The sequence below is a fragment of the Lactobacillus taiwanensis genome (genome assembly GCF_017894345.1).
GTDB classification, from domain to species: domain Bacteria; phylum Bacillota; class Bacilli; order Lactobacillales; family Lactobacillaceae; genus Lactobacillus; species Lactobacillus taiwanensis.
The window spans coordinates 1,532,936-1,549,588 of the sequence record NZ_CP059276.1 but is presented as its reverse complement, the minus strand read 5'-3'; the positions used below and the strand labels follow the sequence as shown (position 1 = coordinate 1,549,588).

17 protein-coding genes, 4 tRNA genes and 4 pseudogenes are annotated in these 16,653 nt (G+C 32.6%); 18 read left to right on the top strand and 7 right to left on the bottom strand.

Annotated elements, in window-relative coordinates; all coding sequences use genetic code 11:
- The first annotated feature begins 15 nt into the window (after positions 1 to 15).
- The 4 genes and pseudogenes from H1A07_RS07535 to H1A07_RS07520 all read left to right on the top strand — a co-directional run bounded on the left by H1A07_RS07535 (position 16) and on the right by H1A07_RS07520 (position 2,411).
- Positions 16 to 873 carry an aldo/keto reductase gene (locus H1A07_RS07535; RefSeq protein ID WP_210144851.1) on the top strand — a complete coding sequence of 286 codons (858 nt, stop codon included), beginning with the start codon at positions 16 to 18 and terminating at the stop codon, positions 871 to 873.
- Between the two features lie 98 nt (positions 874 to 971).
- Positions 972 to 1,044: transfer RNA gene (locus H1A07_RS07530), tRNA-Thr, on the top strand.
- Between the two features lie 147 nt (positions 1,045 to 1,191).
- Positions 1,192 to 1,815: pseudogene (locus tag H1A07_RS07525) on the top strand (Rpn family recombination-promoting nuclease/putative transposase); the annotation flags it as partial.
- Positions 1,816 to 1,889: 74 nt separating this feature from the next.
- Positions 1,890 to 2,411 carry a GNAT family N-acetyltransferase gene (locus tag H1A07_RS07520; RefSeq protein ID WP_210144849.1) on the top strand — a complete coding sequence of 174 codons (522 nt, stop codon included), beginning with the start codon at positions 1,890 to 1,892 and terminating at the stop codon, positions 2,409 to 2,411.
- Between the two features lie 53 nt (positions 2,412 to 2,464).
- On the opposite strand, the gene psiE is transcribed toward H1A07_RS07520, so the two are convergent.
- A complete protein-coding gene (gene psiE, locus H1A07_RS07515; protein ID WP_094503541.1) occupies positions 2,465 to 2,869 on the bottom strand; it encodes a phosphate-starvation-inducible protein PsiE in 405 nt (134 codons plus the stop codon).
- Between the two features lie 160 nt (positions 2,870 to 3,029).
- Here psiE and H1A07_RS07510 point away from each other — a divergent pair.
- The 5 genes and pseudogenes from H1A07_RS07510 to H1A07_RS07490 all read left to right on the top strand — a co-directional run.
- Positions 3,030 to 3,505: pseudogene (locus H1A07_RS07510) on the top strand (putative ABC transporter permease); the annotation flags it as partial.
- A gap of 224 nt (positions 3,506 to 3,729) precedes the next feature.
- On the top strand, positions 3,730 to 4,512 hold the full coding sequence (apf, locus tag H1A07_RS07505; RefSeq protein WP_094495784.1) for an aggregation-promoting factor: 783 nt from the start codon (positions 3,730 to 3,732) through the stop codon (positions 4,510 to 4,512).
- A gap of 234 nt (positions 4,513 to 4,746) precedes the next feature.
- Positions 4,747 to 5,694, top strand: coding sequence for an aggregation-promoting factor (gene apf, locus H1A07_RS07500; protein WP_210144848.1), 948 nt, complete (start codon positions 4,747 to 4,749; stop codon positions 5,692 to 5,694).
- Positions 5,695 to 5,863: 169 nt separating this feature from the next.
- Positions 5,864 to 5,935 (top strand) — tRNA-Gln (locus tag H1A07_RS07495).
- Positions 5,936 to 5,992: 57 nt separating this feature from the next.
- Complete coding sequence (locus H1A07_RS07490) at positions 5,993 to 6,313, top strand: DUF898 family protein (protein WP_057718759.1); 321 nt, start codon at positions 5,993 to 5,995, stop codon at positions 6,311 to 6,313.
- A gap of 48 nt (positions 6,314 to 6,361) precedes the next feature.
- On the opposite strand, the pseudogene H1A07_RS07485 reads toward H1A07_RS07490, so the two are convergent.
- From H1A07_RS07485 to H1A07_RS10300, 4 genes and pseudogenes are all read right to left on the bottom strand, one after another.
- Positions 6,362 to 6,922: pseudogene (locus H1A07_RS07485) on the bottom strand (Gfo/Idh/MocA family protein).
- Positions 6,923 to 6,927: 5 nt separating this feature from the next.
- Entirely contained in the window at positions 6,928 to 7,191 is a 264-nt protein-coding gene (locus H1A07_RS10310; RefSeq protein WP_244974115.1) for a hypothetical protein, read from the bottom strand.
- Positions 7,134 to 7,295, bottom strand: a complete 162-nt coding sequence (locus H1A07_RS10305; protein ID WP_244974193.1) for a hypothetical protein — start codon at positions 7,293 to 7,295, stop codon at positions 7,134 to 7,136. Before H1A07_RS10305 ends, H1A07_RS10310 begins: the two co-directional genes overlap by 58 nt.
- A gap of 32 nt (positions 7,296 to 7,327) precedes the next feature.
- A complete protein-coding gene (locus tag H1A07_RS10300) occupies positions 7,328 to 7,591 on the bottom strand; it encodes a hypothetical protein (RefSeq protein ID WP_244974114.1) in 264 nt (87 codons plus the stop codon).
- 149 nt (positions 7,592 to 7,740) lie between these two features.
- On the opposite strand from H1A07_RS10300, the pseudogene H1A07_RS10585 reads away from it, so the two are divergent.
- The 4 genes and pseudogenes from H1A07_RS10585 to H1A07_RS07460 all read left to right on the top strand — a co-directional run bounded on the left by H1A07_RS10585 (position 7,741) and on the right by H1A07_RS07460 (position 9,865).
- Positions 7,741 to 8,570, top strand: a pseudogene (locus H1A07_RS10585) (MurR/RpiR family transcriptional regulator).
- Between the two features lie 81 nt (positions 8,571 to 8,651).
- On the top strand, positions 8,652 to 9,560 hold the full coding sequence (locus tag H1A07_RS07470; protein WP_210144847.1) for an L-lactate dehydrogenase: 909 nt from the start codon (positions 8,652 to 8,654) through the stop codon (positions 9,558 to 9,560).
- Between the two features lie 96 nt (positions 9,561 to 9,656).
- A tRNA-Tyr gene (locus tag H1A07_RS07465) sits at positions 9,657 to 9,738 on the top strand.
- 55 nt (positions 9,739 to 9,793) lie between these two features.
- Positions 9,794 to 9,865 (top strand) — tRNA-Gln (locus H1A07_RS07460).
- Positions 9,866 to 9,933: 68 nt separating this feature from the next.
- Here the strand turns inward: H1A07_RS07460 and H1A07_RS07455 are convergent.
- Entirely contained in the window at positions 9,934 to 10,236 is a 303-nt protein-coding gene (locus H1A07_RS07455) for a rhodanese-like domain-containing protein (protein WP_094495769.1), read from the bottom strand.
- 93 nt (positions 10,237 to 10,329) lie between these two features.
- On the opposite strand from H1A07_RS07455, the gene H1A07_RS07450 reads away from it, so the two are divergent.
- Positions 10,330 to 11,451 carry a hypothetical protein gene (locus H1A07_RS07450; RefSeq protein ID WP_210145507.1) on the top strand — a complete coding sequence of 374 codons (1,122 nt, stop codon included), beginning with the start codon at positions 10,330 to 10,332 and terminating at the stop codon, positions 11,449 to 11,451.
- Between the two features lie 54 nt (positions 11,452 to 11,505).
- Complete coding sequence (locus H1A07_RS07445) at positions 11,506 to 12,207, top strand: GntR family transcriptional regulator (protein ID WP_057718786.1); 702 nt, start codon at positions 11,506 to 11,508, stop codon at positions 12,205 to 12,207.
- A 53-nt stretch (positions 12,208 to 12,260) separates the two neighbouring features.
- On the opposite strand, the gene tagD is transcribed toward H1A07_RS07445, so the two are convergent.
- Positions 12,261 to 12,647, bottom strand: coding sequence for a glycerol-3-phosphate cytidylyltransferase (tagD, locus tag H1A07_RS07440; RefSeq protein WP_057718763.1), 387 nt, complete (start codon positions 12,645 to 12,647; stop codon positions 12,261 to 12,263).
- A gap of 139 nt (positions 12,648 to 12,786) precedes the next feature.
- Here tagD and H1A07_RS07435 point away from each other — a divergent pair, with 139 nt between their 5' ends.
- From H1A07_RS07435 to H1A07_RS07425, 3 genes are read left to right on the top strand one after another with little or no spacing between them, the layout of a single operon-like run.
- Positions 12,787 to 13,524, top strand: a complete 738-nt coding sequence (locus H1A07_RS07435) for a WecB/TagA/CpsF family glycosyltransferase (RefSeq protein WP_210145506.1) — start codon at positions 12,787 to 12,789, stop codon at positions 13,522 to 13,524.
- Positions 13,525 to 13,543: 19 nt separating this feature from the next.
- Positions 13,544 to 14,659 carry a glycosyltransferase gene (locus H1A07_RS07430; protein ID WP_210144846.1) on the top strand — a complete coding sequence of 372 codons (1,116 nt, stop codon included), beginning with the start codon at positions 13,544 to 13,546 and terminating at the stop codon, positions 14,657 to 14,659.
- Positions 14,643 to 16,637, top strand: coding sequence for a glycosyltransferase family 2 protein (locus H1A07_RS07425; protein WP_210145505.1), 1,995 nt, complete (start codon positions 14,643 to 14,645; stop codon positions 16,635 to 16,637). The genes H1A07_RS07430 and H1A07_RS07425 overlap by 17 nt, the downstream gene beginning before the upstream one ends.
- Positions 16,638 to 16,653 lie beyond the last annotated feature (16 nt).

Here is a 16,653-nt window from a genome sequence, read left to right as displayed (position 1 = left end):
AAATGAGGTAAATGAATGAAGTTAAATTCAATTGAAGATACTTATACATTGAATAACGGTGTGAAGATTCCGATTATTGGCTTTGGTACATGGCAAACTCCTGATGGAGATGTTGCAAAGCACGCAGTAGAATCTGCACTCAATGCAGGGTACCGCCATATTGACACTGCTGCAGCTTATGGCAATGAAGAGAGTGTCGGAGAAGGGATTAAGAGAAGTGGTGTAAATCGTCATGATTTATTTATTACTACTAAACTTTGGAATGCAGATCATGGTTATAAGCTGACTAAGGAAGCTATTGATAGAAGTCTGCAAAAACTAAAGGTAGATTATTTAGACTTGTACTTAATTCACTGGCCTAATCCAGTTGCTATGCGTGATCACTGGGCTGAAGCAAATGCTGAAAGCTGGCGCGCCATGGAAGAAGCAGTAAAAGCTGGAAAAATTAGAACGATCGGTGTATCTAATTTTAGAAAACATCATTTAGATGAACTCCTTAAAACAGCTGAAATAAAGCCTGCGGTTAACCAAATTATGCTTAATCCTAGCGATCTTCAAGAGGATGTTGTTAAAGTTAATGATGAATTAGGTATGCTTAGCGAAGCATATAGTCCATTAGGTACTGGCGGGTTATTAGGTAATGAAACTGTTAATGAAATAGCTAAGGAAGTAGGAAAATCTCCAGCTCAAGTTTTAATTCGTTGGTCTTTAAAACATGAATTCTTACCGTTGCCTAAGTCAATACATGATAAATATATTACAGCTAATATTGATGTATTTGATTTTGATTTAAATAATGAACAAATGGAAAAATTAGATGGTTTACATGGAGTTAGTGGCTTAGCTACTGATCCTGATAAAGCTAATTTTTAATGAAAAGTCGGAGTAGGATTACTTCGACCTTTTTGTTTGTAAAAAATCATAGATTCTTTACAGGAGAAGAAAATCTTTGTTATAATCTTAGTGTTAATGCTGAATTAGCTCAGTTGGTAGAGCGCTTCCCTCGTAAAGAAGAGGTCGCCAGTTCGATCCTGGCATTCAGCACTCAGGGTATTAACTGAAGAAGCCTTTCAAAGAGTTCACAGTAGAGCTTAATTTGAAAGGCTTTTTTGTATATTTTATAAAAGATTTCGTACCTTTTTCGTAATAAAAAGTAGGACATAAATCTACTCTAGGCGAAAGAGGAATAAAATGAATAAACTATTTGAAAAGAAACCATGGCTTGGTTTCACGGAAGATAAAGTGTTCGGAGAAGTAATGTCAAATAAGGGATTTTGTAAACACGTTTTACAGGGAATTTTACCAGAACTGTCAATTGATGAAATTTATTTTCCGCATAAGCAAGAAGAAATTAACGATCCTGAACACTATAGTCAAAAAGATGTACGCTTAGACATTTTAGTTGAGGATTATAATCATAATCTTTATAACATTGAAGTTCAGACTACTAATACTGATGATATCGCTAGACGAATGCGGTATTATGCTGCAAAAGCAGATCAAAGATATACTTTGAAGAAGGGCAGTACATATCGAAAATTGAAGAATGTATATATAATTTTTCTTTGCACATTTACACGAACTGAAAAAAGACCAATTAGAAATAAATATTTAACTATAAATTCCAATGGAATTCCAAATGGTGACGAAACGAAAACTTTGCTTAATTTGGTGAAGTTGATGAAGAATTTACCTGTATCTGGCGATACATATTTTGATATAGCACAAAATAGAATTAAAGAAACTAATAGTGATGAGAATTGGAGGGATATGATTATGGATTATGAAACTAGATTGTTAGAGCGCGAGCAAGATTATGGGTATAGTTTCTCTAAAGAACAATTGAAGGAGTTTCTGAGAGAAAATTAATAATTAGAGAAGAGAAAATAATGTCTTTAATTTATACTCGGTTTGCTGTTAATACAGATTTACCTAATATTATGCATATTATTAATGAAGCTAAATCTTTCTTAAAACAGAGTGGAAGTAGTCAGTGGCAAGGAGCATATCCTACTGCAGAAACTATTGAAACTGACATAAAGAATAAATATGGACTAGTTTTAATAGTAGATAATCAAATTGCAGGATATGCAGCAAGCATAGTTGGTGAAGAACCAACATACCAAAAAATTGATGGCGCTTGGAAAAATAATATTAATCCCTATGCTACTTTTCATCGCTTAGCGATTAGTAGTAAATATCGAGGTGTGCACTTGGGTAGCTTTATGTTTTCAGATTTAATTTCAATTATGGCTAGCCAGAAAATCAGAAATTTTAGAATTGATACTTCACGAAAAAACGAAATTATGCAACATTTAGCTGTAAAACATAATTTTATTGAACGTGGAATTATTCAAGTTGATGAAGATCCAGAAGACCCAAGCCGGTTAGCTTATGAATTGAACATTTAATAAAGTTAGAAAAGAGGACATCAATGTTTTTATTGCATTGATGCCCTTTGTTACTATAATTTTATATGTTTATTCAAAATAACAATTCCAATTATTAACAATAAAATTGAAACTGCATGAATTAAAATTTGCATTGGTTCTCCATGAGCAGTAATTAAATTTCTTAATAGAGCAGTAATACCTAAGCTCATTAAAAAATTTAGGCTTGTGTGTCCCATATGCTTTAAGGCAGCAACAATCATTACAGAGAATTCAAAGAATAGGAAAAAAGTAACAATTTCGTCTAGAATTTTGGTTGGTATGTTAGTTAAATTTTTTATGAACATCATTTGGCCAATCGTAAATAGTTGACTAAACATTAGGATAGTAATAAGGGTGCCTAGAATTCCTAGTGCAATGATGATAAAAAATCGAAGAAAGTTAGCATATGTACTAGCTGTTTTATTTAGTTTCTTCATTATATGTACCTTTCTAATTGTAGTTAAGAATATTTTTGCGCTTTTTAATAAGTTTTTCCAGAGGTCTTTTAAACCGTAGTTTGGCTAAAACCCTGATATCTTTAATATAGAGGAATTATCATGAGGTAGTAAAGATGCCATTTACTTTTTCTGAGATTGTTGTGCTAGCGTATTTTTAGAGTATGTTTTTCATATGAAGCTTTGGGATTATTCGCACCTATGGGGAAATATTTAAGGAAGGGTTGCACCAATCATCTCTTTGTTTTGGAGAGTAGCAGTAGTATTTCTAGTAAAAATTATTCAGTCCTTTATCCAAAAAGTAGTTAATTGGGAAGAAGCAAAAACTCGTGGATACTTAGCCATAATTATCCTATTAGTAATGGGAACTGATTTGATTCTTACTACTATCAGTGTAGAAAGACTTCATATAAGTACTAAGCGATGGGATGAGAGACTAAATACACGAATCAGAATAGATGAAGGAAGATTCAATCAGCGTTTTGATAAATTAGTGGGATCCTTATCATGAAATTAAAAAGGATTTCTTACAGTTTTCCACATCTTAAGTTTACAGATATAACTTATTTCAATAAAGTTAAGTACAGATGGATTAAGAAAAGAGTAAATAAGAGCTAGAATTTAGCTCTTATTTTTTATTTTTTACTACAGAAAAGTTACAACGTTACATTGTTGTAATCTAAGGGTCAAATATTACAGCAATGTTACAAGTTGAAATATATCTTTAATTTTATAGGAACTATTCTGCAATATTGGGCATGTATTATATAAGCTGTAAATCGAAATTGACGAAATAAATAATTCAAATCGAATTTTATCAAGGAGAGAATTTAATTTTGGATATGCTTAACAAAAATTTGAAATCTACTTTAACTAAAACTGCTGCAGCTGCTGCTCTTACTTTAGCAGGCGCTGCAATTGTAAATAATACTCAAAATACTGTAAAGGCTGCAGAAGTTACTGTTGGTCAACAAGAAAAAGTTGTTACAATTAACTACCTTCCACATCAAAGTATTGCAGTTTGGAATTCATACGGTCCTAACAAGCAAATGACTGGTCAATATTTACCACATGCAACTGCTTGGAAAGTTATTAAGGCTGCATATGATGATGCTGGTAACAAATGGTATGACCTTGGTGCAAACCAATGGGTAATGGCTAAGTATACTCGTCTAGGTAAAGATACTGTTGATCCTAACGTTGCTTCAGAATTGTTTACTTCACAAGTAAGCTCATACAATACTGTTGCACAAACTCAAACTACTCAAGGTTCATACTCAGCACCTAAGACTTCAGTAGGTTCATACTCTTCAGCAAAAAATACTCAAGCTCAACAAGCACAAGCTCCAGTACAACGCCAAGCACAACCTGCACAATCAAGCTACACTTCAAACGTATCTGGTTCTGAAGCAGCAGCTAAGGCATGGATTGCAGGTCGTGAATCAGGTGGTTCATACTCAGCAAGAAATGGTCAATACATTGGTAAATACCAATTATCAGCATCATACCTTGGTGGAGACTACTCAGCAGCAAACCAAGAACGTGTAGCAGATAACTACGTAAAATCACGTTACGGTTCATGGAGTAATGCTCAAAGCTTCTGGCAAGCAAATGGCTGGTACTAAAATTAGCTAAATAATTAATAAAGAGACATCAATTGATGTCTCTTTTATTTTTGAAGAAATATTACAAGAAAGCGCCTTTAAATTACAAATATTACACAGTATGTAATATAAGGCTGTTTTATTTAATAATGTAGTAGCATTTATGTTATAGTTTTGAAATTTTAGGGCTGTATTATGTAACTTGTAAATTAAATGACTGACAAATATGAGACAATATGAAAGGAAGAATTTTTCTTGAAATTTCAATCTATCTTAACTAAGTCACTTGCAGCTGCTGCCCTTACCGCAACTGGTTTGGTAGCCTTAAATTCACAAAATACTAATGACGCACAAGCTGCTACTATTGTTCAAAATGATACTAATGTTGTAACTATTAATAATGCAAATTCTACTGTTGCTGTTTGGGACGGTATTGAAAGTGCCCACTTCACTGGTAAAGAATTAACCCATGGTACTACTTGGAAAGTAGTTAGAACTGCATATGATGCTATGGGTAACAAGTGGTACGATCTTGGTGCAAATCAATGGATCATGGCTAAGTACACTGTAGAAGGTGGAAATGCTGCTACTGCTAGTGTTGCTACTCAAGCACCAGCGCAAAGTGCTACTGCTGTACAACAAGCACAAACTACTCAAAGTGCATCAGTACAACAACCAGCAAAACACGTTACTCCAGCTGCTTCACAAAATGTTCAAGCACAAGCTTCAACTCAAACTAAGCAAGCTCCAGTACAACACCAAGTACAAACTCAAACACCAGTACAACACCAAGTACAAACTCAAACATCAGTACAACATCAAACTGTTGCACAAGCTCCTAAGACTAACTACAACTACAGTGCACAACGTACTTACTCAGCACCTGTACAACAAAGAACTTACAGCTACGCACCTGCACAAAAGCAAACTACTCAAGTAGCACAACCTGCACAATCAAACTACACTTCAAACGTATCTGGTTCTGAAGCAGCAGCTAAGGCATGGATTGCAGGTCGTGAATCAGGTGGTTCATACTCAGCAAGAAATGGTCAATACATTGGTAAATACCAATTATCAGCATCATACCTTGGTGGAGACTACTCAGCAGCAAACCAAGAACGTGTAGCAGATAACTACGTAAAATCACGTTACGGTTCATGGACTGGTGCTCAAAAGTTCTGGCAAGCAAATGGTTGGTACTAATATCAACTAATTAAATATATTTAAAGAATCGTCTTTATGGACGGTTCTTTTTTATTACAAAAATTTTCTGAATAAATTTATTGACAGTTATTTGTATTTATAATATGATATTAATCGTTGAGTGATTAAGTTCATTCAAATAGAGCCAACAAGTAAAAGGCTTGAAGGATGGGTTATAGCCAAGTGGTAAGGCAATGGTTTTTGGTACCATCATGCGCTGGTTCGAATCCAGCTAACCCAATTAATTTCGCCAGGTTTAACCTGGCTTTTTTTGTACCTAGAAATGAGGCTATCTTTCATGGAAACTAGACATGGACGTAATTCGTTTTTTGATGGTGGTTTATTATCTTTCATTGGCTGGCATCTTTTAGGAACAATGATCACTGTGTGTACCTTGGGTATTTGTTATCCTTGGGCGGTTTGTATGATTTATGGTTGGGAAATTAATCACACTGTAATTGAAGGGCATAGGATGAAGTTTGTTGGAAGTGCATTTGGTTTATTTGGTAATTGGATAAAGTGGCTGCTTTTGACGATAATTACACTGGGTATTTATGGTTTCTGGGTTGGTATAAAAATTAGAGACTGGAAAGCAAAAAATACAATTTTTATTAGTTAGAAAAAACTAGAGATCATCAATCGGACCTCTAGTTTTTTTGATATGTGATTACTTTTCATCGAATGGATATTCATTTCCCATGATGTATAGACGCTGGTTAAAATATGGGCCACGTCTCTTGAAGTATCTAATTCACCATCGTCATGTCCTTGATCAACCTAGCGTTCCATATCGTGTACTTCGTATTTTAATGCTTCAGAGCTTTTACCAGCGCTTAGTGTTTCATATTTTTCTTCATGAGCACTGGCTGTATAAGTGATATGTGCTTCTGTTGCACGTGGGTAATTTGAAATTTCAACATAATCTTTAGTTCCAGAAATTACTCCTCGCTTCGGCAGTTTTGCGCGCATTGAAAGCTTTTTTGATGTAGTCATAGTGAAAAGTGTGCGGGATAGCAATATAAATAATATCAATATTAGGATCCTTGATCATTTCATTAGAATTTGTAAATAGGTGCTTAATATTTTTTTCAGTCCCAAATTTTTGTAGACTATCTTCATTTGGATTAGCTACTGCATGTACTTCATCTTTAACTTCTTGTAATGCGTCAGCCATTTCATTTGCAATCCAACCTGTACCGATAATTCCCCAATTATATTTTTTCGTCATTATTATTACCCTTTCTTTATTTCAATTGCTTTATTATCATCTTCGGTAATGATACTCGTAGTGAGTTTTTCAAAATAAGAGCTATTTACAGCTCCATTTTGCTTTAAGAGAAAATTATTTATTTGTTTAATATTTGCCCAAGAATCATTTGGATAAATATCAACTAAAAGATTGCCTAAAGGGGAGCGTGCAAATGATGCTACTGCCTTACCTAAACGAACTTCAGTCTTGTATTCTTGGGATACATTTTTATATAGGTTTCTATGCAATTTGGAATGACTGCTATACACAAAGGAACGGCTGGATTAAGTACTTCCTTAAAATGTTCTTTTGGTAATAATAGAATATATTCTTTGCTATTTTCAGCAGCTATTTTTTCAAAAAGATGAATTCTACCACCACTTTTTAAAGCATTGAAATTTTGATCAATGCTATGCAGCCATCAAAGGCTAGATAAAATTTTGACATTGTATCATTTAAAGGTAAAACAGATAAACCTAACTTTTTACATTGCATTCTAGTAATTTCAGATGGTAAATAAAAATGCAGGTTAGGAATTTGAGCAGTACTCAAGTCCTTAGTAAGATTTAAAATGTTACTGCCACCACCAAGACTAATTGTCATATTTGGTTTTATTTTACTGAGTGCTTTTTTGCTAATTATCGGCATTAAAAGTCTTCGTTAATATATTTCATATTTTAAAATTTATGAAAACTATTTACATAATAGATGGTAATATCAAAAAAATTTGTCAAACATTAAAACGTGAAAATTATTTTATAGTCATAATATAATTTTGATGAAATGGGGGGAGAATATTGGAAAATATTATTGATAAAATTTATAGACAATTAAATAAGATGTTAGCTTCCGACCAGAAGATTGGGAAGACTATTATTGAAGACCCAGTAAAAGTCATGAATGTTACAATTTTTCAATTAGCTAAAAGAGCAGACGTAAGTGATGCTTCAATAACAAGATTTTGTAGAAATTTGTCTTTATCTGACTTTCATGAACTAAAAATTATGCTTGCGCAAAGTGTTGGTCGAAGAGAAAGTGAATCTTTAAAAAAATACCTAAGGATGATATGCAAGCTGCATTAGCGCAGATAGAGAAAAAATAAAATAGATGAGCTTCATGCTACTTTAGGACAAATATCTACGGAAAAATTAGAAAAAATTCTTACAATTATTGAAAAAAGTAGAATTATTCAAATAAGCGCTGAAGGTGATACTTATCCTGTTGCAGCCGATGCAGTATATAAGTTTAACCAAATCGGTTTATTGGCCTTTGCGTCTGGTGGGAATGTTGAAACTGCAGATACTCAAACAATGAATTTGGGAATGAATGATTGTTTAATTGTAATTTCGAATTCAGGAGAATCAGCTCCTCTATTAAAAAGGTTAGGTTAGCTAAGCAGAATAAAATTAAAGTTCTTACTATTACTAATAATCCAGACTCGCCTATTGCACTTGCAGGCGATTATCATTTGAAGACAGGAGTAAGACAAACCATTTTAGAGAATCAATATTATTTTTCAAGAGTGGCAGCATTTACGATTATCGAGGCTCTCTTTTTATTGCTCATTAAAAGAGATGAGAAGCGAATTGAAAAGATTAAACAACATGAAAAAATTGTTTCTAGTTAAAAAATATAAAAACAATTTAAAACTTATCTTAAGTGGATTATCCTTAAGGTGTAAGAAAATTTATAGAAAGTAGGAATTACAATGAGAAATGTAGCAGTAATTGGTATGGGACATGTTGGTGCAACAGTTGCATTTACTTTGTTTACTCATGGAATCGTCGATAATTTATATTTATTAGATAAGAATAAGGCTAAAGCAGAAGCTGAATACAACGATTTACGTGATACTTTAGCTAGAAATGACTATCATGTAAATGTTTTTCTTGGCGACTATAGCGATTTAAAAAATGTAGATGTTGTGGTAACTTCATTTGGCGATATTGCTGCAACAGTTAAGACCGGAGATAGATTTGGAGAATTTGAGATTAATGCCAAAAATGCTAAAGAAGTCGGAGAAAAAATTAAGGAATCTGGTTTCAATGGTATTTTGATTAATATTTCAAATCCCTGTGATGCAATTTCAACTCTTCTACAAGAGACAACTGGTTTATCTAAAAAGCAAGTCTTTGGAGCTGGAACGTTCTTAGATACAGCTAGAATGCAAAGAATTGTTGGTGAAGAGCTTGATGAAGATCCAAGAAACGTTGCCGGATTTGTTTTAGGTGAACATGGAGCATCCCAATTTACTGCTTGGTCAACAGTTTCTATCAATGGTAAATCCGCTAAGGAACTATTTACAAAAGAGCAAGAAGAAAAATTGAGTGCACAACCTAATAAGAATTCAATGAAGGTCGCTTTTGGTAAAGGATATACATCTTACGCAATTGCTACATGTGCAGTACGCTTAATTCAAGCGGTCTTTAGTGACGCACGTCTATTTGCACCAACTTCTGTTTATTTAGATGAAGTTGGCACATATATAGGTTATCCAGCAATTATTGGTAAAAATGGAGTAGAGAAGGTTATAGCTTTGGAATTGACTTCTGAAGAAGATGAAAAACTAAAAGAATCTGCTGAAATTATCAAAAAGCATATTGCACAATTGAAGTAAATAAATATATAAAAAGAGTTGGAAAAAATCTAACTTTTTTTTATTTTTTACTTGCTTTTTACTAGGTAGTCCGTTATTATAATTAAGTAACGTTTCGGAGGCCTAGCGAAGTGGCTAAACGCGGCGGTCTGTAAAACCGCTCTCTCTGAGTTCGGTGGTTCGAATCCACTGGCCTCCATTGCTGGATTTATTCCAGCTGGTTGCATTGAATAACAAGTAAAAGTTCAATCAAATGGGTTATAGCCAAGTGGTAAGGCAATGGTTTTTGGTACCATCATGCGCTGGTTCGAATCCAGCTAACCCAATAGTTCGAAAGAACACCCAACCCGAAAAAAGGTCATCATTGGATGACCTTTTTTGTTATATTATGTTTTTAAGTTAAGCTCTGTATTTTACCTTTCCAATTAAGGATGCCATCATTAATGTTAACTAAGTGTTTGTATCCTTTAGATTTTAAAATTTGGCATACATGGTTAGAAAGGTCTCCTGACCGACAAATAAAGTAGTAGGTCTCATTTTTGGGGTCATTAAAGTATTTTAATTCTTCAAAAGGAAGATTGTGGCTATCAGGAATATGTCCTGATGCAAATTCAATTGGTGTTCGTAGATCATATAAATTAATAGTAGAATCTTTTTCTAAAATTTCTGCTAATTGATTTGTAGTAATGTTAATCATAGTTACCTCCATTGATGGTTATTATTTAAGCAAAATTAATTGAAAATAAAGAGAATAATTTGTGAACTTTTTATGCAGAAAGGATTAGCTAAAATGACACGTCTTGTTAAAGTTAGCGGTCGCGGAGACGGAATTGATTGGAAAAGTGCACTCAAAAATTTAGAGCCAGATGACGTATTGCTCCTAGCTCCCGGATTTTATGAGTTGGATCAAGGTTTAGAAGTAAATAATATTACAATCAAGGGAACAGGTAATACACCTGAAGAAACAGTAATTAATGGTTTTTTCGTTTTAGAGAGTAATTGCGACTTTTTTACCTTGGAAAATGTGAGTCTGCAAACAAAATCCGATCATAATACTATCTATGTTGAAGATGATGCTGACACATATTTAACATTGCGTAACACAACTCTTTATGGTGATGAAAATGATATGGCCGCAATTGCAGTTAATGGAAAATGTACGCTTGAATTATTTTCAAGTAAAATTTTAAATTCAAGTATTTCTTTATTTGCACAAGCTGATTTTCGTTTAACGATGAGTGATTCTGTAGTTGATTATGATTCTAAAGAGTATGCCGCTGTGGGGATTCAAGGAAAAGGAACTGCAATTATTTCTAATAGTATAATTCGTGGTAATTTAAGTACATATCCTAGTTCGAATTCAGAAGTGGATTTAAATAGTAGTTCTATTTCGTATGGTTTGATTCATGGCCAAACATGGGTCAATATGCTAAATTCAACTGTTGAGAAGAATGATGACTCTAGTTTTTATGTTTCTGATGATTCTTGGGTAAATATAGTGCAGTCTGAATTTAAGGGTGGTATTTTTCTTGATAAAAATACAAGAACTTTAATTCAAAATAGTAAAATTGATCGCTTAATTGCTTGTGACAATGCTAAAGTAACGTTAAATAATTCAACTATCGTTAGTCATGCAGATTTTCAGGATAATGCAAGTGGGGATGCAACAAGAGTTGCTTTTTCAGGGAGAGATGAATTTGAATACTTTTTGGCTTTAAATGGCCATGCTAGTTTAAGTGGGAGAGATTTAATTATTAATCCTAATGGTAGTACTTTAGCTGTTCAAGACGATGCTAAGATTAAATTAAACATTGTTTCAAGTAGTGATAAGGATCTCGAAGTAGAATGTAATAGTAGACCTAACGTAAATATTTTAGGAATGCGTTGGGAAGCAAAGAAGAACAATGACTAATGAGGTTGTTTAGGCTAAAATAAACTTGAGAGGATAATGAAGCGAGGTTTTATCATGCAAGAACCAATGTATATTAAAATTCACAATCAAATAAAGCGTGATATTGAAAATAAAAAATATAAAGTTGGCGAGCGAATTCCTGCCGAACGGCAATTAGCCTTAAAATTTAACGTTTCTAGAATGACTTTGCGTCAGGCAATTAAAACATTGGAAGATGAAGGAATTTTAGAAAGACGCTTAGGTAGCGGGACATATGTCTCTAGTCAAAAAGTTCAAGAGAGAATGTCGGGAATTATGAGTTTTACCGATATTACGCGTGCTAATGGACAAGTTCCATCTAGTAAATTGATTTCATATCGAGTTACTAAACCTTCTTTATCAGAAAAAGAAAAGCTAAAATTAAAAGGTACTGACGATGTTTTAAGAATGGAACGTGTCCGTTCTGCGGATAATGTGCCAATCTGTTATGAAGTAGCTACAATTCCTTATAAGTTGGTCGATCGTTTTTCTAAAGAGGAAATTTCAAGCAGCTTATACCAAACCTTAGAAGAAAAAGGCGGTTATAAAATTGGTAGCGTAGTAGAAAATATTGGAGCTGCTGTTGCTAATGAAAATGAAGCTCGTTTATTATCTGTTAAAAAAGGTGAGCCATTAGTAACTAGACGGCAGGTAACAGAACTTAATGATCATTATCCTTTTGAGTATGTTCGTGCATCTTATGTTGCTGAAAGATTTGAATTTACTTTTGAAAAATAAAAATGCATAGTGCAGTTTAGCTTTTGATGTATTAAGCTGCATTATGCATTTTTTTATTTTAAGTCTTCTTTGATTTGAGTTGTAGAAATTCCAGGTGTTCTTTCAAGATACTTAACATTGCAGTATGACTTTAGAAAATCGAATTTTCCTTCCCAATCATTTCCCATTACGAAAGTATCAATATCATATTTTTGAACATCATTGATTTTTTGATCCCAATTCTCTTCTGGAATAACTTGGTCAACATATCTTATTGCTTCAAGAATATATTTTCTTTCTGCATAGCTATTATAGGCTTGTTTATGCTTACTGAATTCATTAAATTTATCAGTTGATAAACCTACGATCAAATAGTCACCTAAAGCCCGAGCTCTTTTTAAGAGACGAATATGACCGTAATGCAATAGGTCAAATGTTCCATAGGTTATAATTTTTTTCATGGTAGATACTCCTTATATTAGTTTCTATTCTAGCAGAAGTAGAAAAAAGTGAAAATTTTCTACTATAAAAAGTTTAGAATGCTTTTTTGTTAGAATGGTAGATAGACAATTATTTCAGCTAGAAACGGTTAAAGACAAAATGAATAAAGTTAATATTTTAGGAATAGAATTTGATAATTATTCTCTGGAAGAATTTAAGGATAGATTAATTAATAGATTAAATAATAAGTTATCAACCATGGTTGTTACAGCCAACCCGGAAATTGTTATGGCTGCAAATAAAGATCCGAAATTTATGAAGATCATAAGGCAAGATGCTGATTTAGTTACGGCAGATGGGATTGGCATAGTCTTAGGTGGAAAAATGTTAAAAACGCCAATGAAAGAGCGAGTAACGGGTTATGATTTATTTACTTGGCTTCTTGAAGTAGCAAATTTAAGAAAATTACGTGTCTACTTAATTGGCGCAACGCCAGCAGTAATGAAAATTACTAAAGAAAAGGTAGCCAAGGTTTATCCAGGAGTAGAATTGGTTGGTGCTGAAGATGGCTATTTTAAAGATGATTTAACTACTGTTGCTAAGAGAATCGAAAAAGCAAAACCTGATATGATTTTTGCAGCAATTGGTTTTCCTAGACAGGAACAATTGATCTCTTTACTGCGTCAAAAACAAGTCCCAGCAATTATGATGGGAGTAGGTGGAAGCTTTGACGTCTTTTCAGGTGTAGTTAAACGAGCACCTGAAGTATTCCAAAAAACGCATCTTGAGTGGCTTTATCGCTTAATTACTAATCCCACTCGATTTAAGCGGATGTTAGCTTTACCAGAATTTGTTGTTGAAGTAGAAAAATCTAAGAAGCAAAAAAATAAAAAGTAATAGAAAGAATACAATTTAAATGAAAGTTTTACATATTAATGCTGGTCTAGAAAAAGGCGGTGGCTTGTCACATATTGTTAATCTTCTGACCGAGGCTAAAATTGAAAATGCAGATTTTGAATTATTGACATTAGCCGATGGTCCTGTTGCACAAACTGCTAAAAAAGCGGGCATTAAAACTACTATTTTAGGAGCACAAAGTCGTTATGATTTAAGTGTTTTAAAGCGCCTTACGAAATTTATTAATAGAGGAAACTTTGACATCGTTCACACTCATGGAGCACGCGCTAATTTATTTATTTCAATGATTAAAAAGCAAATTAACGCGAAATGGATTATTACTGTTCATTCTGATCCTTTGAAAGATTTTGAAGGACGAGGGATGCTTGGAAATATTTTTACTAAATTTAATGTACTAGCTTTGAAAAAAGCTGATGGAATTTTTGCAATTACACAGAATTTTTCCGATCTTTTGGTGGAAAAAATAGGAATTCCTAAAACTAAAATTTGTGTAATTTATAATGGTATTTTCTTTCATAAAAATAGTGAACTACCTAAAAAATATGCTCATCCATATTTCAATATTATTAATGTCGGACGAACTGAAAAAGTTAAAGGTCAGGATTTGCTTCTAAAAGCAATCAAGAATCTTAATGATAAAAATGTTCATTTGCATATTGCTGGTGATGGTAGTGAATTTAATAATTTAAGAGCTCTTGCAAGAGATTTAGGGATTAGTTCACAGGTAACTTTTCATGGCTTTTTAACCCAAAAAGAAATTACTAAATTGTATCAGAAAATGGATTTAGCAGTTCTAACATCTTATTCAGAGAGTTTTCCACTTGTTTTGTTAGAAGCTAGCGATAACTTAGTGCCAATTTTATCCACAGACGTTGGTGATATCGAAAAAATGATTCCTGATAAAAAAAGTGGTTTTATTGCCCAAATAGGTAATCTAAATGATATTAGTAAAAAATTGAAATTAGCAGTTACAACTAATAAAGATGATCTTGAAGCAATGGCCGAACGTGAAAAAGAGTACTTGATGCATGCATTTTCTATGAAGAATCAATTAGTAGCAATTGAAAATTATTATAAACTTGTTCTGGGTGAAAATAGTGGAAAATTATCATAAAAGTAATATCTTGGCAATTTTGGTTGGCTTTTTACCCTTAATTTACGAAATAAGTAGTAATATTTGGAATGGTGATAATGGCTTTTTTATTATTAGTGCAGCATACGGCTTAATTTTACTTTTGCTTGCTTTGTCTATTGATCTTGAAGATTTAGATCAATGGTTTGCAGAAAAAGCGTTGAGCTATATGTCAGTTTTTTTAGCGTTAATATTGATTTTGAATAAGCTGGATATTTTATCCTTAGCCGAGATTGGAGCTTTATATCAATTAGCAATAATTGCTTATATGGGAATTTTGTATTTTTTGGATCGACATTTTAATACAAAAAATATAGTATTACTCTTAATTAATTTAAATGTTTTAGCGAATTTGTCACTTAAGGGCGCTACTTTATTAATTTTAATTATTTCTGTTTTAGCTTTTGTGTTCTACTTAATTAGAATAGCAATTACTTTTAGTGAACAATTACGGCCCGTTTTATTATGCGTTTATTTGATTGTTCTACTTATTTCTTTAGTTTGGTATGTTCCGGAATTACCTGATTTTATTTTAAAAAATCTTTCCAGGAATATTGCAGCAGTTCTTTTATTGTTAGAAGTAATTGGTGCAATCCTTTATCTGAAAGTTAGAAGAAGATTATCGATAAACAGTCATTTGCTTGTAGGAATAATTATCTTTGGATTAGTTAATGAAATAAGTTTGATTGTTGCTGAATCAAATGTCATTAATACTAGCTATTTAGTTTTAATATTTATTTTGGCTTTATGTATTGTTAACGTTTTTGGAAATATTGAACTAGATAGAAAGCAAAGAAAAATTTCAGTTTTAATTCCTGCTCATAATAGTGCCAATACTATTGTTGAGGCTTTAGAATCAATAAAAAATCAAACTTATCGCAAATGGGAGATTATTTTGATTAATGATGCTTCAACTGATGAAACGGAAGAAATTGTAAAACGTTATTTAGAAAATAATAAGCTGACGCTAGAATACGTTAGACAAAAAGAACATAATTATTTTAAAGCGATTAGACATGGTCTGAAGTACGCAAATGGGGAGATTATTTTTGTTTTAGATGCAGATAAAATTTTATTTAATCAGAACGTCTTCTACCGCGCTGTAAGCACTCTTTTTGGTGAAAAATGCGATGGGATGTTTGTAGGCATTAGAGCCATGTATCAACGGCTAAAAGATGGAAAATTTCATTTAATTCGACCGTATTATCGAAATGAAGCCAGCTTAGTAAAAACTGCTCTTGGTTTTGGAACAAATATTTATGCTAATTATGCCTTTTGGCGTAGAGAAGTATTTGAAACTAGCGTGTATGAAAATTATTTAATTAATGGGATGCCAGCTTGGTATAATGCTAAACGTAATTTAGGATTAAGAGTAGTAAATGGAAATTTTGTTGGTTTAAGATATCGAATTTTTAAGAAAGAAAACTTAATCGGAGAAAGTTTTAGTGCAAATGATTCTAAGCGTTTATTAAAATTGTCAACAGAATTACGAACTTTGCACCATATTGTAAGTAGAATAAAAATTCCAGCCTATTCTACTCAGACGGCTGTGTATAGTGCAATTAATAAATTACATATTGCTTCTTTATGTCCGATAATTTTTAAGTGTGGTCAAACGTCCCTAAAAGAAGTAACACCATTAATTGCTGAAGATATTAAGAATTTAAAATTAGATAATTTATATTTAAAAACAATTATCGATTTTGGTAGTAATTTTTCCCCTCAAAAAAGTGAAAAAATTACTATTCCAAAAGGTACAAAAATATATTATGGAACAGAAATTGAAGAGTTTGATCGAAGGTTAGCTACAGGTACTTTGGATCAGTTCTACTATTATTTGATGAAAATAATTGGGTGTGGAACTACTATTTATGAAATAAGAAGGGCAGATAAGGAAAAGCTAGAGCGGATTTTAGAATTTTTCACAATTAAGGATTATGTAAAAATAATAAGTAAATAAAATATAAGTTTAGAAA

Coding starts and splice junctions, on each gene's coding strand:
- H1A07_RS07470 (WP_210144847.1), top strand. CDS start 8,652: ATGAGAAATGTAGCAGTAATTGGTATGGGACATGTTGGTGCAACAGTT.
- H1A07_RS07450 (WP_210145507.1), top strand. CDS start 10,330: ATGACACGTCTTGTTAAAGTTAGCGGTCGCGGAGACGGAATTGATTGG.
- H1A07_RS07490 (WP_057718759.1), top strand. CDS start 5,993: ATGGAAACTAGACATGGACGTAATTCGTTTTTTGATGGTGGTTTATTA.
- H1A07_RS10300 (WP_244974114.1), bottom strand. CDS start 7,591: ATGCCGATAATTAGCAAAAAAGCACTCAGTAAAATAAAACCAAATATG.
- tagD (WP_057718763.1), bottom strand. CDS start 12,647: ATGAAAAAAATTATAACCTATGGAACATTTGACCTATTGCATTACGGT.
- H1A07_RS07445 (WP_057718786.1), top strand. CDS start 11,506: ATGCAAGAACCAATGTATATTAAAATTCACAATCAAATAAAGCGTGAT.
- H1A07_RS07455 (WP_094495769.1), bottom strand. CDS start 10,236: ATGATTAACATTACTACAAATCAATTAGCAGAAATTTTAGAAAAAGAT.
- apf (WP_094495784.1), top strand. CDS start 3,730: ATGCTTAACAAAAATTTGAAATCTACTTTAACTAAAACTGCTGCAGCT.
- H1A07_RS07435 (WP_210145506.1), top strand. CDS start 12,787: ATGAATAAAGTTAATATTTTAGGAATAGAATTTGATAATTATTCTCTG.
- H1A07_RS07430 (WP_210144846.1), top strand. CDS start 13,544: ATGAAAGTTTTACATATTAATGCTGGTCTAGAAAAAGGCGGTGGCTTG.
- psiE (WP_094503541.1), bottom strand. CDS start 2,869: ATGAAGAAACTAAATAAAACAGCTAGTACATATGCTAACTTTCTTCGA.
- H1A07_RS07535 (WP_210144851.1), top strand. CDS start 16: ATGAAGTTAAATTCAATTGAAGATACTTATACATTGAATAACGGTGTG.
- H1A07_RS07520 (WP_210144849.1), top strand. CDS start 1,890: ATGTCTTTAATTTATACTCGGTTTGCTGTTAATACAGATTTACCTAAT.